This is a genomic window from Flammeovirga kamogawensis, assembly GCF_018736065.1.
In the GTDB taxonomy this organism is placed as follows: Bacteria; Bacteroidota; Bacteroidia; order Cytophagales; family Flammeovirgaceae; genus Flammeovirga; species Flammeovirga kamogawensis.
Genome location: NZ_CP076131.1, coordinates 14,468 through 32,671, shown reverse-complemented (window position 1 = coordinate 32,671; position 18,204 = coordinate 14,468). Strand labels below are relative to the sequence as shown.

The 18,204-nt window shown below is 32.2% G+C and carries 19 protein-coding genes; 1 reads left to right on the top strand and 18 read right to left on the bottom strand.

The window, feature by feature from the left end:
• Positions 1-40 precede the first annotated feature (40 nt).
• The 11 genes from KM029_RS26785 to KM029_RS26735 all read right to left on the bottom strand — a co-directional run bounded on the left by KM029_RS26785 (position 41) and on the right by KM029_RS26735 (position 8,828).
• Positions 41-418, bottom strand: a complete 378-nt coding sequence (locus KM029_RS26785) for a hypothetical protein (RefSeq protein WP_144077401.1) — start codon at positions 416-418, stop codon at positions 41-43.
• A gap of 123 nt (positions 419-541) precedes the next feature.
• Positions 542-973 (bottom strand): hypothetical protein, encoded by a 432-nt coding sequence (locus tag KM029_RS26780; RefSeq protein ID WP_144077402.1) that lies wholly within the window; start codon positions 971-973, stop codon positions 542-544.
• A gap of 92 nt (positions 974-1,065) precedes the next feature.
• The gene (locus KM029_RS26775; protein WP_144077403.1) at positions 1,066-1,413 is read right to left on the bottom strand and encodes a hypothetical protein; all 348 of its coding nucleotides are present in this window, start codon (positions 1,411-1,413) and stop codon (positions 1,066-1,068) included.
• 72 nt (positions 1,414-1,485) lie between these two features.
• On the bottom strand, positions 1,486-1,896 hold the full coding sequence (locus KM029_RS26770) for a hypothetical protein (protein WP_144077404.1): 411 nt from the start codon (positions 1,894-1,896) through the stop codon (positions 1,486-1,488).
• A gap of 1,281 nt (positions 1,897-3,177) precedes the next feature.
• Complete coding sequence (locus KM029_RS26765; protein WP_184679537.1) at positions 3,178-4,164, bottom strand: hypothetical protein; 987 nt, start codon at positions 4,162-4,164, stop codon at positions 3,178-3,180.
• A 387-nt stretch (positions 4,165-4,551) separates the two neighbouring features.
• On the bottom strand, positions 4,552-5,349 hold the full coding sequence (locus tag KM029_RS26760) for a cation diffusion facilitator family transporter (protein WP_144077360.1): 798 nt from the start codon (positions 5,347-5,349) through the stop codon (positions 4,552-4,554).
• The gene (locus tag KM029_RS26755; RefSeq protein ID WP_144077361.1) at positions 5,346-5,939 is read right to left on the bottom strand and encodes a methyltransferase family protein; all 594 of its coding nucleotides are present in this window, start codon (positions 5,937-5,939) and stop codon (positions 5,346-5,348) included. The genes KM029_RS26760 and KM029_RS26755 overlap by 4 nt, the downstream gene beginning before the upstream one ends.
• A 66-nt stretch (positions 5,940-6,005) precedes the next feature.
• Positions 6,006-6,410 (bottom strand): Fur family transcriptional regulator, encoded by a 405-nt coding sequence (locus KM029_RS26750; RefSeq protein ID WP_144077362.1) that lies wholly within the window; start codon positions 6,408-6,410, stop codon positions 6,006-6,008.
• A 220-nt stretch (positions 6,411-6,630) separates the two neighbouring features.
• Positions 6,631-7,221, bottom strand: a complete 591-nt coding sequence (locus KM029_RS26745; protein WP_144077363.1) for a DUF4291 domain-containing protein — start codon at positions 7,219-7,221, stop codon at positions 6,631-6,633.
• Positions 7,222-7,262: 41 nt separating this feature from the next.
• Positions 7,263-7,823, bottom strand: coding sequence for a hypothetical protein (locus tag KM029_RS26740; protein ID WP_144077364.1), 561 nt, complete (start codon positions 7,821-7,823; stop codon positions 7,263-7,265).
• 549 nt (positions 7,824-8,372) lie between these two features.
• A complete protein-coding gene (locus KM029_RS26735; protein WP_215586368.1) occupies positions 8,373-8,828 on the bottom strand; it encodes a DUF5713 family protein in 456 nt (151 codons plus the stop codon).
• A gap of 1,989 nt (positions 8,829-10,817) precedes the next feature.
• Here KM029_RS26735 and KM029_RS26730 point away from each other — a divergent pair.
• On the top strand, positions 10,818-12,359 hold the full coding sequence (locus KM029_RS26730; protein WP_144077365.1) for a competence protein CoiA family protein: 1,542 nt from the start codon (positions 10,818-10,820) through the stop codon (positions 12,357-12,359).
• A gap of 47 nt (positions 12,360-12,406) precedes the next feature.
• Here KM029_RS26730 and KM029_RS26725 read toward each other — a convergent pair whose 3' ends face one another.
• The 7 genes from KM029_RS26725 to KM029_RS26695 all read right to left on the bottom strand — a co-directional run bounded on the left by KM029_RS26725 (position 12,407) and on the right by KM029_RS26695 (position 18,197).
• A complete protein-coding gene (locus KM029_RS26725; protein ID WP_144077366.1) occupies positions 12,407-12,931 on the bottom strand; it encodes a hypothetical protein in 525 nt (174 codons plus the stop codon).
• Positions 12,932-13,753: 822 nt separating this feature from the next.
• Positions 13,754-14,317, bottom strand: a complete 564-nt coding sequence (locus KM029_RS26720) for a hypothetical protein (RefSeq protein WP_144077367.1) — start codon at positions 14,315-14,317, stop codon at positions 13,754-13,756.
• An 11-nt stretch (positions 14,318-14,328) separates the two neighbouring features.
• Complete coding sequence (locus KM029_RS26715) at positions 14,329-15,156, bottom strand: agmatine deiminase family protein (RefSeq protein WP_144077368.1); 828 nt, start codon at positions 15,154-15,156, stop codon at positions 14,329-14,331.
• Positions 15,157-15,158: 2 nt separating this feature from the next.
• The gene (locus KM029_RS26710) at positions 15,159-15,572 is read right to left on the bottom strand and encodes a hypothetical protein (protein WP_144077369.1); all 414 of its coding nucleotides are present in this window, start codon (positions 15,570-15,572) and stop codon (positions 15,159-15,161) included.
• Positions 15,573-15,622: 50 nt separating this feature from the next.
• Positions 15,623-16,183 (bottom strand): 3'-5' exonuclease family protein, encoded by a 561-nt coding sequence (locus tag KM029_RS26705; protein WP_144077370.1) that lies wholly within the window; start codon positions 16,181-16,183, stop codon positions 15,623-15,625.
• 151 nt (positions 16,184-16,334) lie between these two features.
• The gene (locus tag KM029_RS26700) at positions 16,335-17,183 is read right to left on the bottom strand and encodes a hypothetical protein (protein ID WP_144077371.1); all 849 of its coding nucleotides are present in this window, start codon (positions 17,181-17,183) and stop codon (positions 16,335-16,337) included.
• A 90-nt stretch (positions 17,184-17,273) separates the two neighbouring features.
• On the bottom strand, positions 17,274-18,197 hold the full coding sequence (locus KM029_RS26695; protein ID WP_144077372.1) for a ParB/RepB/Spo0J family partition protein: 924 nt from the start codon (positions 18,195-18,197) through the stop codon (positions 17,274-17,276).
• Between the last annotated feature and the right edge of the window lie 7 nt (positions 18,198-18,204).

The window sequence follows — 18,204 nt, the reverse complement described above, 5'->3', positions numbered from 1 at the left end:
GCTCCCATTTCTGGGAGCGTTAAGAAATTACAAACTGTTTTTAGCCATGATATTCTCTAATATCAAAGAACTCATAAGGATCATTTTGGATCTCCTCGCAACGCTTCACAATAAGTTTACGCATACCTATTGTATAGCTATTTAGCTTCACTTTATCCTTAATTTGGTCCTTCTCTTCCTTTAGAAAATTGATGTCGTTAAAATCAAACTCAACACCCGAAAAAGTAATTTCCCTTGAAGGTGGAACCCAATAAGAACCTGGAGAACTTTTCACGTTATAGCCAATAGAAAATTTGACCTTTACAAAAAATTCTTGCTCATTGATAAGCACTGTAAAGAAAATATGACCTGTATCGTTCTGCTCGTCTGTATCGTCTTCTAGGCCCACTAAAAAAAGCTCATGTTCGATGATGGTCATTTTATGTTCTTGACCTTTTAATATTAAAACCATGTGATTGTATTTTTTGAGAAATGTTAGAGAATAGCAGCAACTGCCAACGGCAGTTACTACCTAATTATGAATCGTTATTTTTATTGAATTCTAGTGCTTACCGTTAAGGCTCTGCGGTGCTTCAGTTAGCACAACACTTATTTGCTGAATGCCTTGGATTTCTTCTGCTTCGAGTGTTTCTTTAGGCTGTTCCGTTTCACTCTTTGAACTACTTTCCTCTGCAAGAACATAGTTCTTTATAAGATCTAAAATAGCACTCTGATTTTGCAAAAGGTGGTCCCACCTTACTTGATGTACCCCTTTGAAATACTCTAAACCGATATTAATAACATCAGAAAAAGAAACATTTTCTTTATCACGTACTGAGTGCGTTTTTCTTGCTGTTTTGATGGCTGATTTTGTCAGCTTAAAGCTTTTAAACTGAGTAGCATAAAACTTATAATAATCAGCAGATAACTTAACTACGATAACACCAGAAGCGAAAACAACCGCTTTACCATGATTATGGTTAATGATTTTCATTGCTGTGAAAATTTAAAAATGAGAAGTAGAAAAATTTAGAAACTCAGCACCACAGCCGAAAGCTGTAGGCTGAAAAAGAAGAATGAAAATTACTATTCTTTGAAACTGTCGTAAACCTCCGACCAATTGACCTGATGAATAGTAAGATTGTTTTGTTTTAGATCTTCTTTAAGAAGCTGAAAAGCTTCTTTTTCCTCCCTTACTAAGTGAGTATTTACTCCTTTCAAGCGATCTGTCACAAAATATTGCAACGATCTTTTTGCTTTCTGCTCTTGGTAGCGATCTACAATTTTTATGCATTTTGTTGCTATAACTTCTGTATTGCTAAGATGTAAAGTCACCAACCAATTTAAAAATGGAGTGTCTTTGATAATCTGCCCGTTTTGGTCTTGCGTACCCGCATAACCATTATAAAGGTTAAAACCGTTATATGAATCCATGAAATTTTTTGAATCGAAAAATGAAAGAACGCCCCACCCAAAGAATGGGGCAAATAAACTTAAAGGAGGATATTAAAAAGGAAGGTTTGAATATTCTACCTCTGATTTTTTATAATCTTCTGGCACAGGTAACGGGCACATTTGATTGATTTTAATAGCTGCTTTATGCTTACGTTCTAACTCGATACGATGCAACGAAATAGTAAAAGCGATAGTTTTTTTAGCTTGTAGAAGTGCTATAGGATGATGAGAAAACAAAGATTTCATCTCTGAAAAGTAGTATAAGGCTAAATCTCTAGCCAGTGGCATATCTGAAGACTCTGGAGTAAAACCGATTTGTTCAGAAGCCCAGACATTACCAGGTGTTTTCAATTCTTTGTAAGTCTTCGATTTTAGATGCTGATAAGAAGCTACAGCATAAGCCACATAAGGAATAATGCGAGAGCCTATTTGCTCAATCGCTGAAAAATGAATAGATTGCATAAATTGAAAGATTTAAAAGCAGTAAAACGGTGTTTGGCGACGTAGTTTTATTGCTTTTTTTGTGATATAAAAAATATAAAATAAGGGAGCTACCCTTTACAATAAGAGAACGTCTTCCCTTATTTCGTTATACTAATATAGTGATTTTAAATGTAATTAACTAGCTGAAATACAGTATTTTACATGACAAAAGTTAGCTTTTTTTATTCTATTTTAGAACACCTAAATTAGGAGATAAGAGGAAAATTTGGTAGACCACGCCCCCACTCGCCCCTAATTAAGAATGTAGTGGATGAGTAAAGCGAAACGATAAAAAAAGCTAGCCCGCACCCCACACTTAAAGCAAGCCCCTAACGCCCCCAAGTGCAAAAGATACTAGGGCAGTAAATAAAGGGCATACAAGAGCGACGACAGGAGTTTATACACTCTTGTATGCCCTTTGTTTAGTGACCATCTTTTGGAGCACTTGGGGAGTTAGGAGTTTGCTTGTGTGGAAGGTGTGGACTAGCTTTTTTGTTTTGCTTTACGAAGGAACGGGCAATTTAGCAGAAGACCTTGCAGATGTACTTTGCCCCTATCTCAAAAAACACTAATATAGTTTCACAAAACGAACTTATATATACGAACACCACCCTTTCAAAAGTTACTACTACGCATACTTGAAAATCATCAGCCGAGGGAAGATTGCTGTGAACTGTAAAAATTACTGTAGCCTGCGGAAGTGTTTTTTACTGACCACTGCAATGTGCGGAACAAAAGCGGATAGAAAAATGATTGAAGACTTTCAGCTTTACAACTGAGATTATTTTTTCTATTGGCTTTTGTGGTGGCCGTTACATCAATGGCGAGTTGGCAAAAGGGTTGAGAGATATACTGAACTTTAAAAGTAATAGAAGCTATCCTCTACCCTTTTGAGCGTAGGCGTTGGACCTAGAGCTACGAACTTCAAAAAGCTAACAGAAAGTTCTTAATGAGATAATTGAATCAAATAGTTTTTATATACAACAAAGGCACTGCTTGTTTGAAAAGCAATGCCTCTGGTTTATAGTATTCTGCACAACTTGTGTTGTGCTGAGTATTACCCATAACTGGTGTTATGGGTGAAGATTATCAAAAAGTAGCCAACCTCCGTACATGAGCCTAAAGCTTAGTGGTGTGAATAGTTCACCTCAATTTTTAAAATTTAATAAAATATACTCAATTGCTAATCTAAAGGTGGTGTGCAAGGCTCTCCCTGTCAGTTTTTACTGACGGGGCGGTCTACTCGATTACCTACTGTATTTATTCCTCTATTTGATATTCAAAATTTCCACTATCAGGGATTTTCAACATATTATTATCACTCATTATCTTTGTTGCCATAGTATACATAAAATGATACCACCAAATAAAAAATTCCTCAAATGTTATTTCCTTTTGGTAACCTGTTTCCTTATATGTTTTTCTAATGTAATTGTCCTCTGAATTAAGAATATCTATCAATTTTGGTTTAAAATCACTCGCAATTTTACTGAAGATTTCATTGTCTGATTTTGAAATTTCATTTTCGGATTGCTTTAACGAAATATTTAATCTATTATTTCCATATATACTAATTGATTTTCCGTTTATTTCCTCGTATTGATTTCCATATATTCCAAAAGTTTCACGGTTTTTGTCAGTATTTTCCATTATGCTATAGTAATAATTTTTTCCGTGTCTGTTTGGTCGTTTTTCTTTATTTAAGTAATATTTTTCCACATTATCAATTTGCCAAGAATCAAGTAATACATTACTTAAAATCAGGAATGACCATTTTTCAAAATCTTGAGTTTTAGAAATTTCAGTTTCGTTAAATTTCAATTTAATATCGGGTAATTCTTTTTGTATTTCTCCAACAACTTTATTTGCAATAGGAATTGAACTTTTAAATAGTTTTTCTCCATCTTTCTGTGTGGCAATAAAGACACTTGGCTTTGGTTTTCCATTAGTATAATGAAGCCAATTTTTAGTTTCTAATAACTTTTTAATTTTATTGATTTGGTTATCTGTAAGTTTTGCTCTTTTCTTAAAATCCGAAATTGGAATATTTTGGTGTAAGGAAATTAAGAAGAAGTCCATACTATCTTTTTTATATTGAAAGTCAGGGAAATTGTTTCCACGAGATATTAAACTATGCTCAAAATTACTCTCAAATAATAAATCAATTTTGCTGTTTTCTGTATTGTTCTGTTTTGTTTGGCACGACAATGTCAAAATAGAGATTAAGATAATTATGTAGTACTTCATTTCATTATTTTGGTTACATTGCAGGTAACGTTTATATAAGAATAGTGCGGGTTTAAGCGCATTAACTTATTAATTATGTTACCAAAGATAGCAAATAGATGAACCGTTGCAAGCCTTATTTTGCCCGCATTATTTTTATATGTTGTTACAGGCTGGGCTTTATGAAAATCTGACACATTGGAACACTAATGCTAATGTGAGCGGCGGAGATTGCAGGCTCTTTGGTAAGCTTTGGAAGTGGGTTTGCCTTGTGAGGCTTAGCCAATGTGCCTGCAATAGCGTTGGTTAGCTGAAAATAAAAATTGCAAGATATTCCTATAAATCAATAATTCATTAAAGTTCCCACTTTCTGTAGTCAATTTGTTGATTTTATATTAATTGGTTTCATTATTTTCCTAGTTTTAAAATTCTAATTGCTCCACGAACAACAATAATAAAAACTACTGAACCAATAATTAAGTCGGGATATTTGGATTGTGTGAGTAAAACTAATACACCTGCTAGGATTACTCCAGAATTAATAATCACATCATTCGAGGTGAAAATCATACTTGCTTTCATGTGAGCTTCGTTGCTTTTTGATTTTTGGAGTAAATACAAGCAAAATCCATTAGCTATTAACGCAAAAATTGATACACCAATCATAATTCGATAATCTGGCATTTCTTCAGAACCTATGAATCTCCTTACAACTTCTATTATACCCAAAAGGGCAAGCGATAATTGAAAATACCCACTCCAACGAGCAACTTTCTTTTTTCTTATAACTGTTGAACCAACTGCCCAAAGGCTTAATCCATATACAAAGGAATCGGCTAACATATCCAAGGAATCAGCTACCAAACCCATTGACTTTGAAAACAATCCTGTAGTCATTTCAATAATAAAGAATGCAAAATTGATTATTAATACTGACCAAAGTAGTTTTGACTGCACATTGGATTCTTCTAAAACTACCTCATCATCAGGAATAGAATCTGATTCAGTTAGTTTTGCACCAAAGTTCAATGCCTCTAAACGAGATAATATTTCTTTATTTTCCTCTGAATGAAATACAGTAAGGTTTCGGTTTTCTATATCAAATTCAAGTTTCTTGATGGTTTGTAATCCATCCAATTTCATTCGAATCATATTTTCTTCGGAAGGGCAATCCATCTTTGATATGTGATATTTTGATTTTTTCATATTAACCAACGTTTAACATTATTCATATAAACTATGTATTCTTCTCCTAGTTGTTTTATTAAGAACTCTTCTTCAAGTCTAACCTGAACCTGAATTACTATAAAACCTGAAATCAAAATAACAAAAGTAACAGCATTAGGAATAATCAAGAACATTCCTACAAATGCAATTAATACACCTAGAAAGATTGGATTTCTTGATATTCCAAAAAGTCCTTTCGTAATTAGGTTTACTTTGTTTTCATCGTCTATCCCAATGCGCCATTCATTAGCCATATTTCGTTGAGCAATGAAAATTACAAGAAAAGCAAGATGTAAAAAACCGAAACCTATCCAAACGATAATGTCTGATTTTAAATATTCTATTGTTGCCAAATACTGCATTGCTCTAGGCAGAAAAGCATTTAGGGTAATAGTAATAAATGCTATTGCCGAGATAATTTTATAAGCTTTTCCAACATAGTTAATTGCGGTTTCATCTTTAGTAAATTTGAACGGGTTTATGCCTGTCTTTTTGTAGGTTCTGTAACTTGGCATTACAAAAAGGACTACAAGAAAAGTGCAATAAAAAGTGAATAAGTATGTTGCCATAGTTCTGATTTTTAAATTATACTACAAATCTAAGGCCGATTCACATGCAACAGTAGTGCAAAGTTTTCATTTGCAGTTTGAGCAAGTTCCCTTTACTACAAAATTGGCACTTTCAAAGGAGAATGATTTCGGCAAATCCATTTTAGGAATAGACATATCGCGCAAACAATGGGTTTGTCCACATTTGTTACAAAGGAAATGGACATGAAGGTCATCGGGTTGACAAGTACAATCATCGTCGCAAAGTGCATACTTCACTGCACCAGTACCATCGTCGACGCTATGAATAAGCAAATGGTCTTGAAAAGTCTTTAGGGTTCTGAAAATTGTTGAGCGTTCTACATTATCAAATTGCTTTTCAATTTCATAAAGGCTTAAGGCTTTCTTGTTTTTATCCAATACTTCATACACCAACTCACGCATTGCTGTTGGTTTGATGTCTCTTTGCTTTAGTTTGTCTTCAATTTTCATGTTGCAAAGTTATAACTTATATGTAATGGTGCGATAGGACTAAACAGCTCTTTTACAAATTTTGGATTGTGTGTTAGCCTGTGCGATTTGTAAATGTGCTGTTTGCGGGTTGGGATGGACTATGGAATATTAGATATGGGCGATGATTTCTTCCCAGCCTTGCCTGTAACGTTTTGGCTAAGCTGCGTTTTAATGCAGTTTAGGTGGTGTTGTGCGCTCGTTATCTTACACCAATTCTCTTTTCAATTTCTTTGTTTAATGGATATAATTTTTCGTTAGGCAATAATCTTTTCATTTCTTTATATTTACCAGCTCTACGCAATTGATTCATTTTTTTTACTATAGGTGTTAGGTCATCTATTTCACTAATCCAATCATTATTATACTCTTCTATTAAATATCTACTAATTCCTACTTGAATAGTTCTCTCTTTCAATTTTCCACCTTTTAAAGTCCTTTCTGGATCCCATTGTATATGAACTTTCGCTTCTTTAAATTGCTTTTCCCATTCATAGCCAGTTGAATATACTTGCTTGTCAGGGTCTGTTAATACTCCAATAGATAATGCTCTTTCCCAACATTCTCTTTTAATCTTAATTTTTAAAATATAATCTTGATTAGATTTATTTCCCCAATTACTTCTTTCCATTAACCAAAGAAAAGATGGTTTAATCCAAGTCATTCGATTAAATGAAAATGGCTTTTCAAACTTGTTATTTCTGATTGCAGATAATGCGATATTTTTATTGTATGCTTGATACACCGTCACTGTTTCTTTATCAAATTCAGCTCGTATTTCTTGATACCTCATTTATTCGTTCTGTTTTATGATATACAACCTTAGATGTATTATTATGATTCTAAGTCGTACTTAATAACTTCAATTTTTTTAGTCTCGAAATACTTAATATATTCTTTTCTACTTCTAAATTTAGCATCTTGATTAGATTTGTACCATTCAATAGCCTCAAGTATTTCATTGTTCAGTTCTCTTTGTGTATGCTCATTTTTTAAGAATGTTTTAGTTTCATCTATATTCAGTCCAAAAATCAATTCTATATCTACATAAGCTTGATGGTCAGAACCTGCACCAAATTTGGCATAATACAAATCATAAACATCTTCAGCTGTCATATACTTATAAAGCATAAAGGCACATAAGTCTGTTGTGTAAACAGGTATATTAAATTCAAACCCTTTCAACTCTTCTTGTAATAGCCATTTTATTAGTGGTTTGTCCTCTGCAAAATATTTCCCATATAATTCTAAAATTAGATTCTTCCTATTCAGGTAATTTCTATCTCCACTTTCTCCATAAGCTTCTTTTCCATTATGAATACATCTAAAGTCAATCAATAACAACTCCTCTTTGCTTGACCTAAATTTATCTATGATTTTTCTATAGTTATTCATTTTTTGTCCTTAATGACGCACAACGGGTTGACTAAATTGCGTAGAGGGCGCGTCGACCGATATGCTAATTTAGTTATTGTTATGCTGTGTATTTTTTAATTTTAAATTGAATACTGAAAGTACAGATACTTAAAAGTTTTACCATACGTGAACATCATTAATTGAGAGAACTCTAAATTTTTGATGAACGTTGAAAAACAAAACCATTTTTGAAAAATAACTTATTTGAAAAGTGAATTGCCTTTTGACTAATTCTGTGTTGAAAAATTTCCTTTCTCCTAATTTAATTCTTCACAATGATTTGACTTCACTCCTGTTTCAATTTATAATTTTACTAAACCATGCGAATCGCACGACTGCAAATATAGAGGTACAAAACAACTAATGTTCTCTGCGGGTGAGTCACCCGTGCTTGAATAATAAAAATTTAGTACCAACGTGCATTATGCAGATGCACTCGCCTAGATTATACAGCATAACGAAATTGCTAAACTACGGCCAGCGGGTGTGTCACCCGATGGATGGAGATTAGCTGATGTTAGGCATTTTTCACCAAGTTCTTGTACTTATTAAATCTTCAATATTAGCTTCTTCAAAAGAATATGCTTTAGCTATTTCTCCAAAATCCATTGCAAATGTTTCACGGGCAGCTGTTTCAATTTCACTACCATTTTCAAAGAACTCATCTTCAAGACTATTAATTTTGTCAGTTGCATAATGAGTTAATTTATATAAATGTTTTAGGTTTTGAGGCTTCTCCTTCTCAATATTCAAGCATAATTCAATTAATACATTTTCACATTTATCAACTAGGAATGATGGAAAATAAGAATCAGAACGCATGTCAACTAGAAAATTATAATTTTTCATTTTCTCATTTTTAATCATATGTTTTGATACATCTGCCATCTCAAATTTCGGATATGTTTTTCGTTTTCCAATGAAGATATTGTATGATAAATAACCAATAATGATTATTACAATTAAGATTAATAAGTTTTTCATCTTTTTGTTTGCTTCGTTTTATAATGCCTAACGGGTTGACTAAATTGCGTAGAGGGCGCGTCGACCGATATGCTAATTTAGTTGATGTTAGGCAGCGTATTTTTTTTAATTTCTAATTATAAACTGAAAGTACTGAAGCTTAAAAGTTTTACCAAACGTGAACATCATTAATTGAGAGAACTCTAAATTTTTGATGAACGTTGAAAAACAAAACAATCTTTTTAAACAGTACTTATTTGAAAAGTAAATAGCCTTTTGACTAATTCTGTGTTGAAAAATTTCCTTTCTCCTAATTTAATTCTTCTGACTGAAATAGCTTCACTCCTGTTTCAATTTATAATTTTATTAAACCGTGCGAATCGCACGACTGCAAATATAGAGGTACAAAATAACTAATGCTCTCTGCGGGTGAATCACCCGTGCTTGAATAATAAAAATTTAGTACCTACGTGCATTATGCAGATGCACTAGCCTTGATTATGATGCCTAACGGTTTGACTAAATTGCGTAGAGGGCGCGTCGACCGATATGCTAATTTAGTTATTGTTATGCTGTGTATTTTTTAAATTTAAATTGAATACTGAAAGTACTGATACTTAAAAGTTTTACCAAACGTGAACATCATTAATTGAGATAACTCTAAATTTATGATGGACGTTGAAAAACAAAACCATTTTTTAAACTTTAATTATTTGAAAAGTAAATAGCCTTTGGACTAATTCTGTGTTGAAAAATTTACTTTCTACTAATTTAATTCTTCTGACTGAAATAGCTTCACTCCTGTTTCAATTTATAATTTTATTAAACCGTGCGAATCGCACGACTGCAAATATAGAGGTACAAAATAACCAATGTTCGCTGCGGGTGAATCACCCGTGCTTGAACAACAAAAATTTAGTACCAACGTGCATTATGCAGATGCACTCGCCTAGATTATACAGCATAACGAGTTGACTAAATTGCGTAGAGGGCGCGTCGACCGATATGCTAATTTAGTTATTGTTATGCTGTGTATTTTTTAATTTTAAATTGAATACTGAAAGTACAGATACTTAAAAGTTTTACCTAACGTGAACATCATTAATTGAGAGAACTCTAAATTTTTGATGAACGTTGAAAAACAAAACCATTTTTGAAAAATAACTTATTTGAAAAGTGAAGAGCCTTTTGACTAATTCTGTGTTGAAAAATATACTTTCTACTAATTTAATTCTTCACACTGATATGACTTCACTCCTGTTTCAATTTATAATTTTACTAAACCGTGCGAATCGCACGACTTCAAGTATAGAGGTACAAAATAACTAATACTTTCTGCGGGTGAATCACCCGTGCTTGAATAATAAAAATTTAGTACCAACGTGCACTATGCAGATGCACTCGCCTAGATTATACAGCATAACAATATACAAACGTATTACCGCTTATATATTTTGTATTTATTTCTGTTTTATTTCATTGAATAAAGCGATATATAGACGTTTTCATCAAAATCCTAACATAAAAGTTGTAGGATATTTTTTTTGCACAATATATTTTTTTGCGTTTATCCAATTGTTAACACACTACTATTAGTGGAGATATAAGTTTGCTTTGTTGAAGTTTTAGTCACCAGTAAAAGAAGTTTATTAACCGTATGTAAGTTGTTAATAAAAGAATTGAAATACAAATTTCTATCCTACTAATACCAGCTATCTCGAAGAGCCTTTATTCAAGCGGGTTAGTAAAAAAAAGATAGCTTGAATCAAATACAATTCTCCCTCAGAGGTGATAATATATCCATATTTCTTCATCTAGTTATAGCAAACGTCTCTTTCGTATTTTGAAGCTAAAATAGACTGAAGTGGATAAATTGGCAAGTCAGAATATAAAAATCAATTACATGAAGTTTTGTTTTTTCGAAATTAAAGTAGAAAGATCCATTAAACTAATCTTATAATAACAGCTATAAATTTATTATATTTATCATTACATAGTGTACTAATAAATATGATAACAATTAAATACGCTTTTGATACAACTATCAAGAAATTGATAAGTATTGAAGAAGCAGACAAGAGCCATTCCTTCATCTGTAACAACTGCAGACAAACACTGATTCCTAAACGTGGTAGAGTGAAAGAAAGTCACTTTGCACATAAGGATAAGGGTACGTCGTGTATTTCCATTACAGGAGAAACACCTGCAGGAAGTCCTACAATGATTGAGATGTATAAGAAATTTATCTCTCAAACAAAACCTGTATATAAAGGTGGCTTTAATACATTTAGAAGCTATGTACAATTTTCTAAAAGTTATATCCCCTCTTCTATTGAGCTGTACCAAGGCATACAACTAGTATTGAAAGAAGATGAAGCCATTGCTAAAGAAGTAAAATCAGTATTCAAACACTTTCAAAAAGCCAACAAACTATCAAGAACAAAGAAAAATGATGATTTAATAAAGAGTTTCAATGCTGTAATTAAGAAGAATGATAACGAACGTATCATAGGTACTTTCAATGATTTCGTAAAAGAGTTTCACTATACAAAAGGTCACTTCAAATATGAGAAATTCGATCATAAGGTGCTTTTAATTAAAAAATCAGTCCATTGGCTACCGAATGTTGTTGATATTGATGAAGACGATAAACAGATATTTATTTATCATGATAACAAACCACTTCCTAGTAACTTCTATCCTCTTTACCAAAAGACAATAGCTTATCAGAAAAACTTTGACAAAGCAGAAAAATATTTTTTGGATGATGTAGAGAATAAACTTCAATACCTCCAAAACCTAGATGCTAAGAAACTCTATTTTATTCAAGTAATTGCTGATGGAAGTACCTTTCATAAGATTGGTATTACCGGCAGAGATTTCAGAAGCAGAGAGAAAGAAATCAAAGCAGACTTAAAGCATTACTTCAATAAAATTGAAATCAGTCCAATCTATATCATCAACAAGAAAAGTTACTTGGAGTACTTCTTCAAGATGCAATTTAAACAGTACAATATCACAGCCTTTGATGCTAAAACAGAGTACTTCTCTTTCCCTGATCATATATTAGAGCTTATCAGCAAACAGCTAAAACCACTTAGTAGTAGTAGTAAAAGAGTTGCCACTTTAGAAAAGAATAAAACTACCGTTGGTAGAAAGAAGATTGAAGAAAATGACTTTATATCAAGTCAAAGGACAAAAGATATTATTAGCTATACAGCCTTTGGAATGTCCGTAAGAGATATTGCTAAGTCGTTAAATACATCAGTACAAACTGTCACCAAAACCAAGAATCTATACATCAAACAAAAAGGTCCTCTCCCATTTAATTACAAGAAAGATGAATTGTATCAGCTTATTGATTCCATCTGCTTGAAGTTTATGCAGCATGATAAAAAGCACTATGATTTAGCATCTAGTGTTATTCTGCAGAAGTACCAGGTTGAGAAACTTGTTACTTTGTTTTTGAAATTGGTTTCAAAGGAAAGTGTGGCACTGAGTAAGGAAGAAGGTACTTTTGTTTTATTTATTAGTACAGTGTGTAGTGATTAATGTATTCAGTACAATAAAAGCACTGATTATTTGAAAAGCAATGAGTTTTAATTACACATTCTTTCATAGTCTGACATAGTTTTTTTGCCTTTGAGCTTTCTTTGCTTATTCCAAATAGAATCATTTGAGATAAAGACTTTAATCACCAACGAGTTATTATAATCATCAGAACTATAATCTCTTTGCGTATCTAAGTACCATCGAAAAGTATCCGTACAAGAAACTGTTATGTAGTTTGTTTCATCTCCTTGTTTAAGATCTTCTACAGTAATCATTTGATCTTTAGCATATTCTTCTAAAAAATCCTGTAATTTAAAAGAATTTATATTTAACGTTTCTGAGGTAAAAATAATTTTAATTAACTCACCTTTTTGAGTGAATATACAATGTATTTTTCCTTTTACATCAAGATATTCAGCCTGTCTAGGTTCATAAAATACTTTATTGATAGAATGCGTATCTAGCTTTGAAACATCATAAATATCTTTGAAATTATATCCACATAATATTTGAGAAAAGGCGGGTATATTTAAAAGTAAGAATGTACTTAGAAAGATTAGTTTATTGATCATGATACTTTATATTTTTTGATACGCCCGTAAAGTTAGAAACTTTAATTTGAAGAATACTTTTTTCTTTCTTTTGTTGATACTCCTTTTCTACTTCAGATTATTTTTCCAATTAAAGTAATAGCTAATAAAAAGGGGGACTTGGGAATTTATGCGAATGATACACTTTCGGGGGGTGGGCTTGGTAAGAAATGTTTGAACGGGAACCGTTTTTATTTCAGTTTACTACAAGCATACTCGAAGAGTTTTTCGTTAGGCGAGTCAGAGAAAGTGGCTGTAGTAATTTTGAATTTGTGAGGTACGAACAATTTAAAAATTATCTACTGCCATCGTGCGAAGCAAAAGCGGATAGAAAAATGATTGAAGGCTTTCAGATTTACAACTGAAATTATTTTTTCTATTGGCTTTTGTGGTGGAGTTGGATCACTGGAGGGGAGGAAACAATCTAAAAAATAGTACTCGATTATCAATTTAAATAGTTGCCTGGTTTTGGATTGTGGAGCGTCGGGCGTTGGAAAGTGGCGGGTCAGCCGAAAAGGGGGCGAAAAGGCATTTATGACTTTTTGCCCCTTTGCGTGGCTATTTAACATAATGCCCTTATAAAAAATAGCCGTAGGCTTTTTATAAGACGGCATTATGTTAAGATAGCTTAGGTCTTATATTGGAATACCTAGCTATCATTATTCTTTTGTTGTTACTAGACGAACTCCACCAAGAAAATGAGCGACGAATGTACCCCACCGCAAACGGAATGGAGATGCAGGCTTTAGCCAAATGGAATGAAGTGAAGCTTGGTGTGGGTGCGTGAGAAGCGAGTAAATTATTTTATTTCTTATTTAGAGATAATAGATATCTCTTCATAGGTTTTGAAAAGTATTTCTTCCAATCTTCATCAGAAATCAGATTACTTTTAGCGTTATTACAAAAAGGACAAGCTAGTACAGAATTATCAAAAGTATAACCTTTATTTGAATCCAACTTCTCTATTTCTAAACTTCCTTTAGATCGCTTTTGTAGGTTATTCAAAGTCATATTTCCACCTCTTAGCTCAACAATTTTTAGAAGCTCCTTCTGGGTAATATCACAATAGTGACAAGAATTATTTTGATTATTAAACCATTCGATTAGCCTATTCGGGTTTGCGAAAAACTCCTTTCGATCTTCATTAAAATACTTTTGGTAAAGGTGGTGGTATTCTTTAAAGTCATTGATTACTTTTTCAAGTTCAATCAAGGTTATTCCTAATTCATCACAGTAAAAGTTATCTAGTCTCTTATATTTTGATTTAGCTGTTCCTTTAGGCCATTTCTTAAGATCATCAATTTTATAGAACTCGTTAATTTTATGATTGTACTTTAATTCAAAGTATCTTTTTTCAATAGAAGTCATATTCATTTTAGTTATAGTGTTGTCCAAGTAATACAATTCAAAGCACCTCCATACTTTACAATGTTTATCATTTCTATTTGTTCAACTTTATAATTAGGATAGAACTTTCTCATTTGCTCAAGAGCTAAATTGTCTTCTTCAATATTAAATTTAGGAAGTAGAATTAGATCTTTTGTTTGTAAGAAGTTCATATACGCCCAACTCCTTTTATCAAGTTTTTTTACATCATATTTTAAAAATTCTGTACTTAACTTCGTCTTATTTAAAACAGAGACGATTGTTTTATCATTCTCATAAAAAGGGTTTACTAATACTGTATCTTCAGTGATAAACCTCAACATACCATCAGTATGCCCATATTTATCAAGAGGATCTTGTGGTATTGTGATGATATTTTCAATTTCAAATAAAGAATGTAATTGTCTCTGCAATTCCTTTTTGGTATAATCATTCCGATTCTCGTGAAATATTTTATCTGTCATTATCAGGGTTCTTTTTGACTTCACCATATTTCCACCATCAAGAATGATATCCGTTTTTACAGTAGATAAACCTATTTCATCACATATGATATCAGGATAAGACTTTAGATTTCTATACCCTTTTCTAGCTCCTTGTAAATAATCAGGATCATATCTAAACTCCACAAATTTGCTATTAGAAACCTGTACTGGCATATAGTCTCTAGCCCAAATATCTTTCGTTTTAGGTAATCGTATAAGTGATACTTTATGTCTCTCTAATATTGATTTTAGTTCAGCAAAAATGGGTTGGAACTCATCTTTTCTTGATAAAATATCAGAAACATAAACTTTACTTACTTCAAAGTCAGTAACCATGATTAAACACCTTCTACATTACCAAAATGATCATCAATTATTCCTTTCAACTTAAGATATAGCTCCTTATATTCTTTGGTTTTTTCAACATCTTTAAGATTTTCAAATTCAGTACTAAGAAATTGATATTTAAATTCCTTCAATACATCCAAAAGAACTAAGTATAATCTATTATGATCATCTTTAGGAAGATTTAGTTCTACAGCATCATGATCACCACTTTTCTTTTCTATTTCAGCACTTAGCATTTTTTGAATTACACTTACTTGGCTAGATTTCACCTTAAATATCTCATTTTTGAAGTTCTTATAATACTCATTCCCTTTATATTCATCTTGTAAGGTAATGATGTATTTACTTAGTATAGGTCTAAGTTGAACAGCTATTTTAATATTCAACACTTTTAATTTACTCATTAGTTTATTGATTTTTTTGAATAGATTATTACTAAATTGGTTTAAAAAGATTAAACCTCCAAAACTCCTCTCCTATACAATTCCATTACAATATCTGCTTCATGAAAAGCATCATCTGCTCCCCTATGTAATTCAGTATAATCATTATCAGGAAAGAAAAAATCATAAGCTTCTTCTACTTTCGGCCATTTCCATTTTTGGTAGTAGTCATTCCAAGATACCTTACAAATATCTGTTGATAGCTCCATTGGACAAGGAAGCTTTGCAGGAAATTGAAAACGTCTACTTTCCAAGAAATCAAAATCAAAAGATCGGTTATAAGCTGTTGCTCCTGTGCGGTACTGATTAAAAATATCTTGAAGTTGACTACGGTATACTTCCAAGTTTTTGCTGTGTCTAATTTCCTCCACAGTCATAAAACCATTACTTACTATCCAACTATTTTGAACACTCTCCAAAGTCATTCCTTTCTCGTGGCAAACTTCATCAAATATTATCTCTTTAGCTCCTGTTTGGAGATCCAATTCTACAATACCAATTTCAGCAATATGACCACCTTGATTAAGGAATCCTGTTGTTTCAATATCTACTACTAGTATCTTATTTTCCATTTGTCAATATGTTAGTTTCTATGAAAATCAATTTATGAAAAAAGGTACAAATGATTATTCACTTGTACCTTCAATTTTAAATATATTTCACCAACTATAATTGGTTCTAAACATAAATGGAGAAGCATAAATAAATTCTTCTTCTACTATCTTAAGAAGATAAACGATCAGAAAGCCTTAAATCTGAAATCATCTGCTTTATCAAAACTGGATTACTCTTCACCATCTTGCAAAGCTTGGCAATATTTCTTTCTCCACCTTCCCAAGCTTGATACAACCTTTCTTCTTTTGTACCTGCATTAAATGAAAACCCAATAGATTGATTACTTCTTATCTGATGTTGATTATTCTTGTTTTCAAGCTTGAAATTAAGGTTTCCTTCTTGTTTCATCTCTTGAGATAAGCTTGTACTATCAAGCTTGAACTCTTTGTTATCTATCCCTTTTGTTACTTCAATAGATGCTAAAATTGATAACACTAAAACAATTATAGAGTAGAAGGAGAACATCTCTGTTTTAGCATCTGCAGTTTCTTTCTGATTAGCTAATTCAAGCTTGGCTCCCTTGATTTCGGCTTGAATTTCCTTGATTTGTACTTTAAGGCTTCTTCTTAACTCAACTTTAGCATAATGGTTTGAAACTCCTGTTTGGCTTAACTGATTTCTCAAATTTACCAATTGTGCTCCCAGAACTTCTACCTTAGTATTGTCTACTTCAGATGTTCTGATTTTATGATTCAAACCATAGTATTCCATTACTACAATAGAAGCACAAAAAGTTAACGCTAAAATGATATTGGATGAAAATTTCTTTGTTGCAAAAATAGTTTTTGCTGTATCAAAAATGATAGAGTGGGTGATATAGGCTATCACAATTGAGACTCCCATAGCTACTTTTTCATCAATCCCTAAGAACATCAGGAAGTGAGTAACTACATACATCGAATAAAGAGAACATAATCCGATGATCAATAAATACGGAATATTTTGTACTTTTGACATAATTATAACTTTGTATAAGGTTATGAGGGGGGTGCATACGGGTTTGGCGATTTGTATTGGCTCCCTCTTTTTTATATTTGATTTTTTATTCTAAAGGTTGGCTTTCAATTCATTAATTAAATGAATCATATTATCTAGCTCTGTTTTCGCTAGTTCTTTATTTCCTTTTGATAGAGAGTTCTTAAATGATAGATAAGTATTATCTAAAGTATTAATTTTTCCTTTTGCTGTAATTTCATTAGAAGAATCATTCAATTTTTCTTGAAGAGATGTTTCTTTTAAATTAACCTTTGGCGTTTTCTCTACTTTTTCAGCTTTCGCTTTCTTAGTAATTTCTTGATATGCACTATGAATTGATCTTTCTCCAGAGCGAACCAGGTCTTTTAATTCTTCAGGTGCTTCTCTGATAATCTTAAGAGCTTTTGCTGTATTTCTTCTTGATGTATTGGCTGTATCTGCAATATTCTGAGTATGATCTATTTTTTTAGGGCTTGCACTTTCTTCCTCATTTCGAAAGTGCAAATTTGCACTTTCGTTTTTTGAAGCATTTTGCACTCGCTTTTCTATACCAAGTTTTGCATTAAAACTCAATAACTTTTCTGATAATTCAATACGCTCAAAATCCTTTAAGTTTCTACGTCCTAACTGATTTTTAAGCATCCATACTTTTACCTCATCTAAAGTGTTTAGCGAAGTAATGTATTTAACCGGAACAGTAGGGGAGTTCTCAGAAGCTTTATATCTATGGTGACCATCAATCAATAGATTATCATGACCAGGAATATTCACCAACAAAAGCGGTTCTCTAATTCCTTCAGTTTCTATAGATTCACGAAACAATTCAGCTTCTTCAACATCTTGTTTTCTGATATAAGATTCTAACTCTGGAAGAATTACGATTCCATTTCTTTCTATATAGTTATTACGATCAATAGAGGCTTCATTTTGGGCAGCCCTATCGAATACTGTTCTATTCTTTTTCTTACGGTTCGTATTTATATTAAGATTTGCCATAGATTGT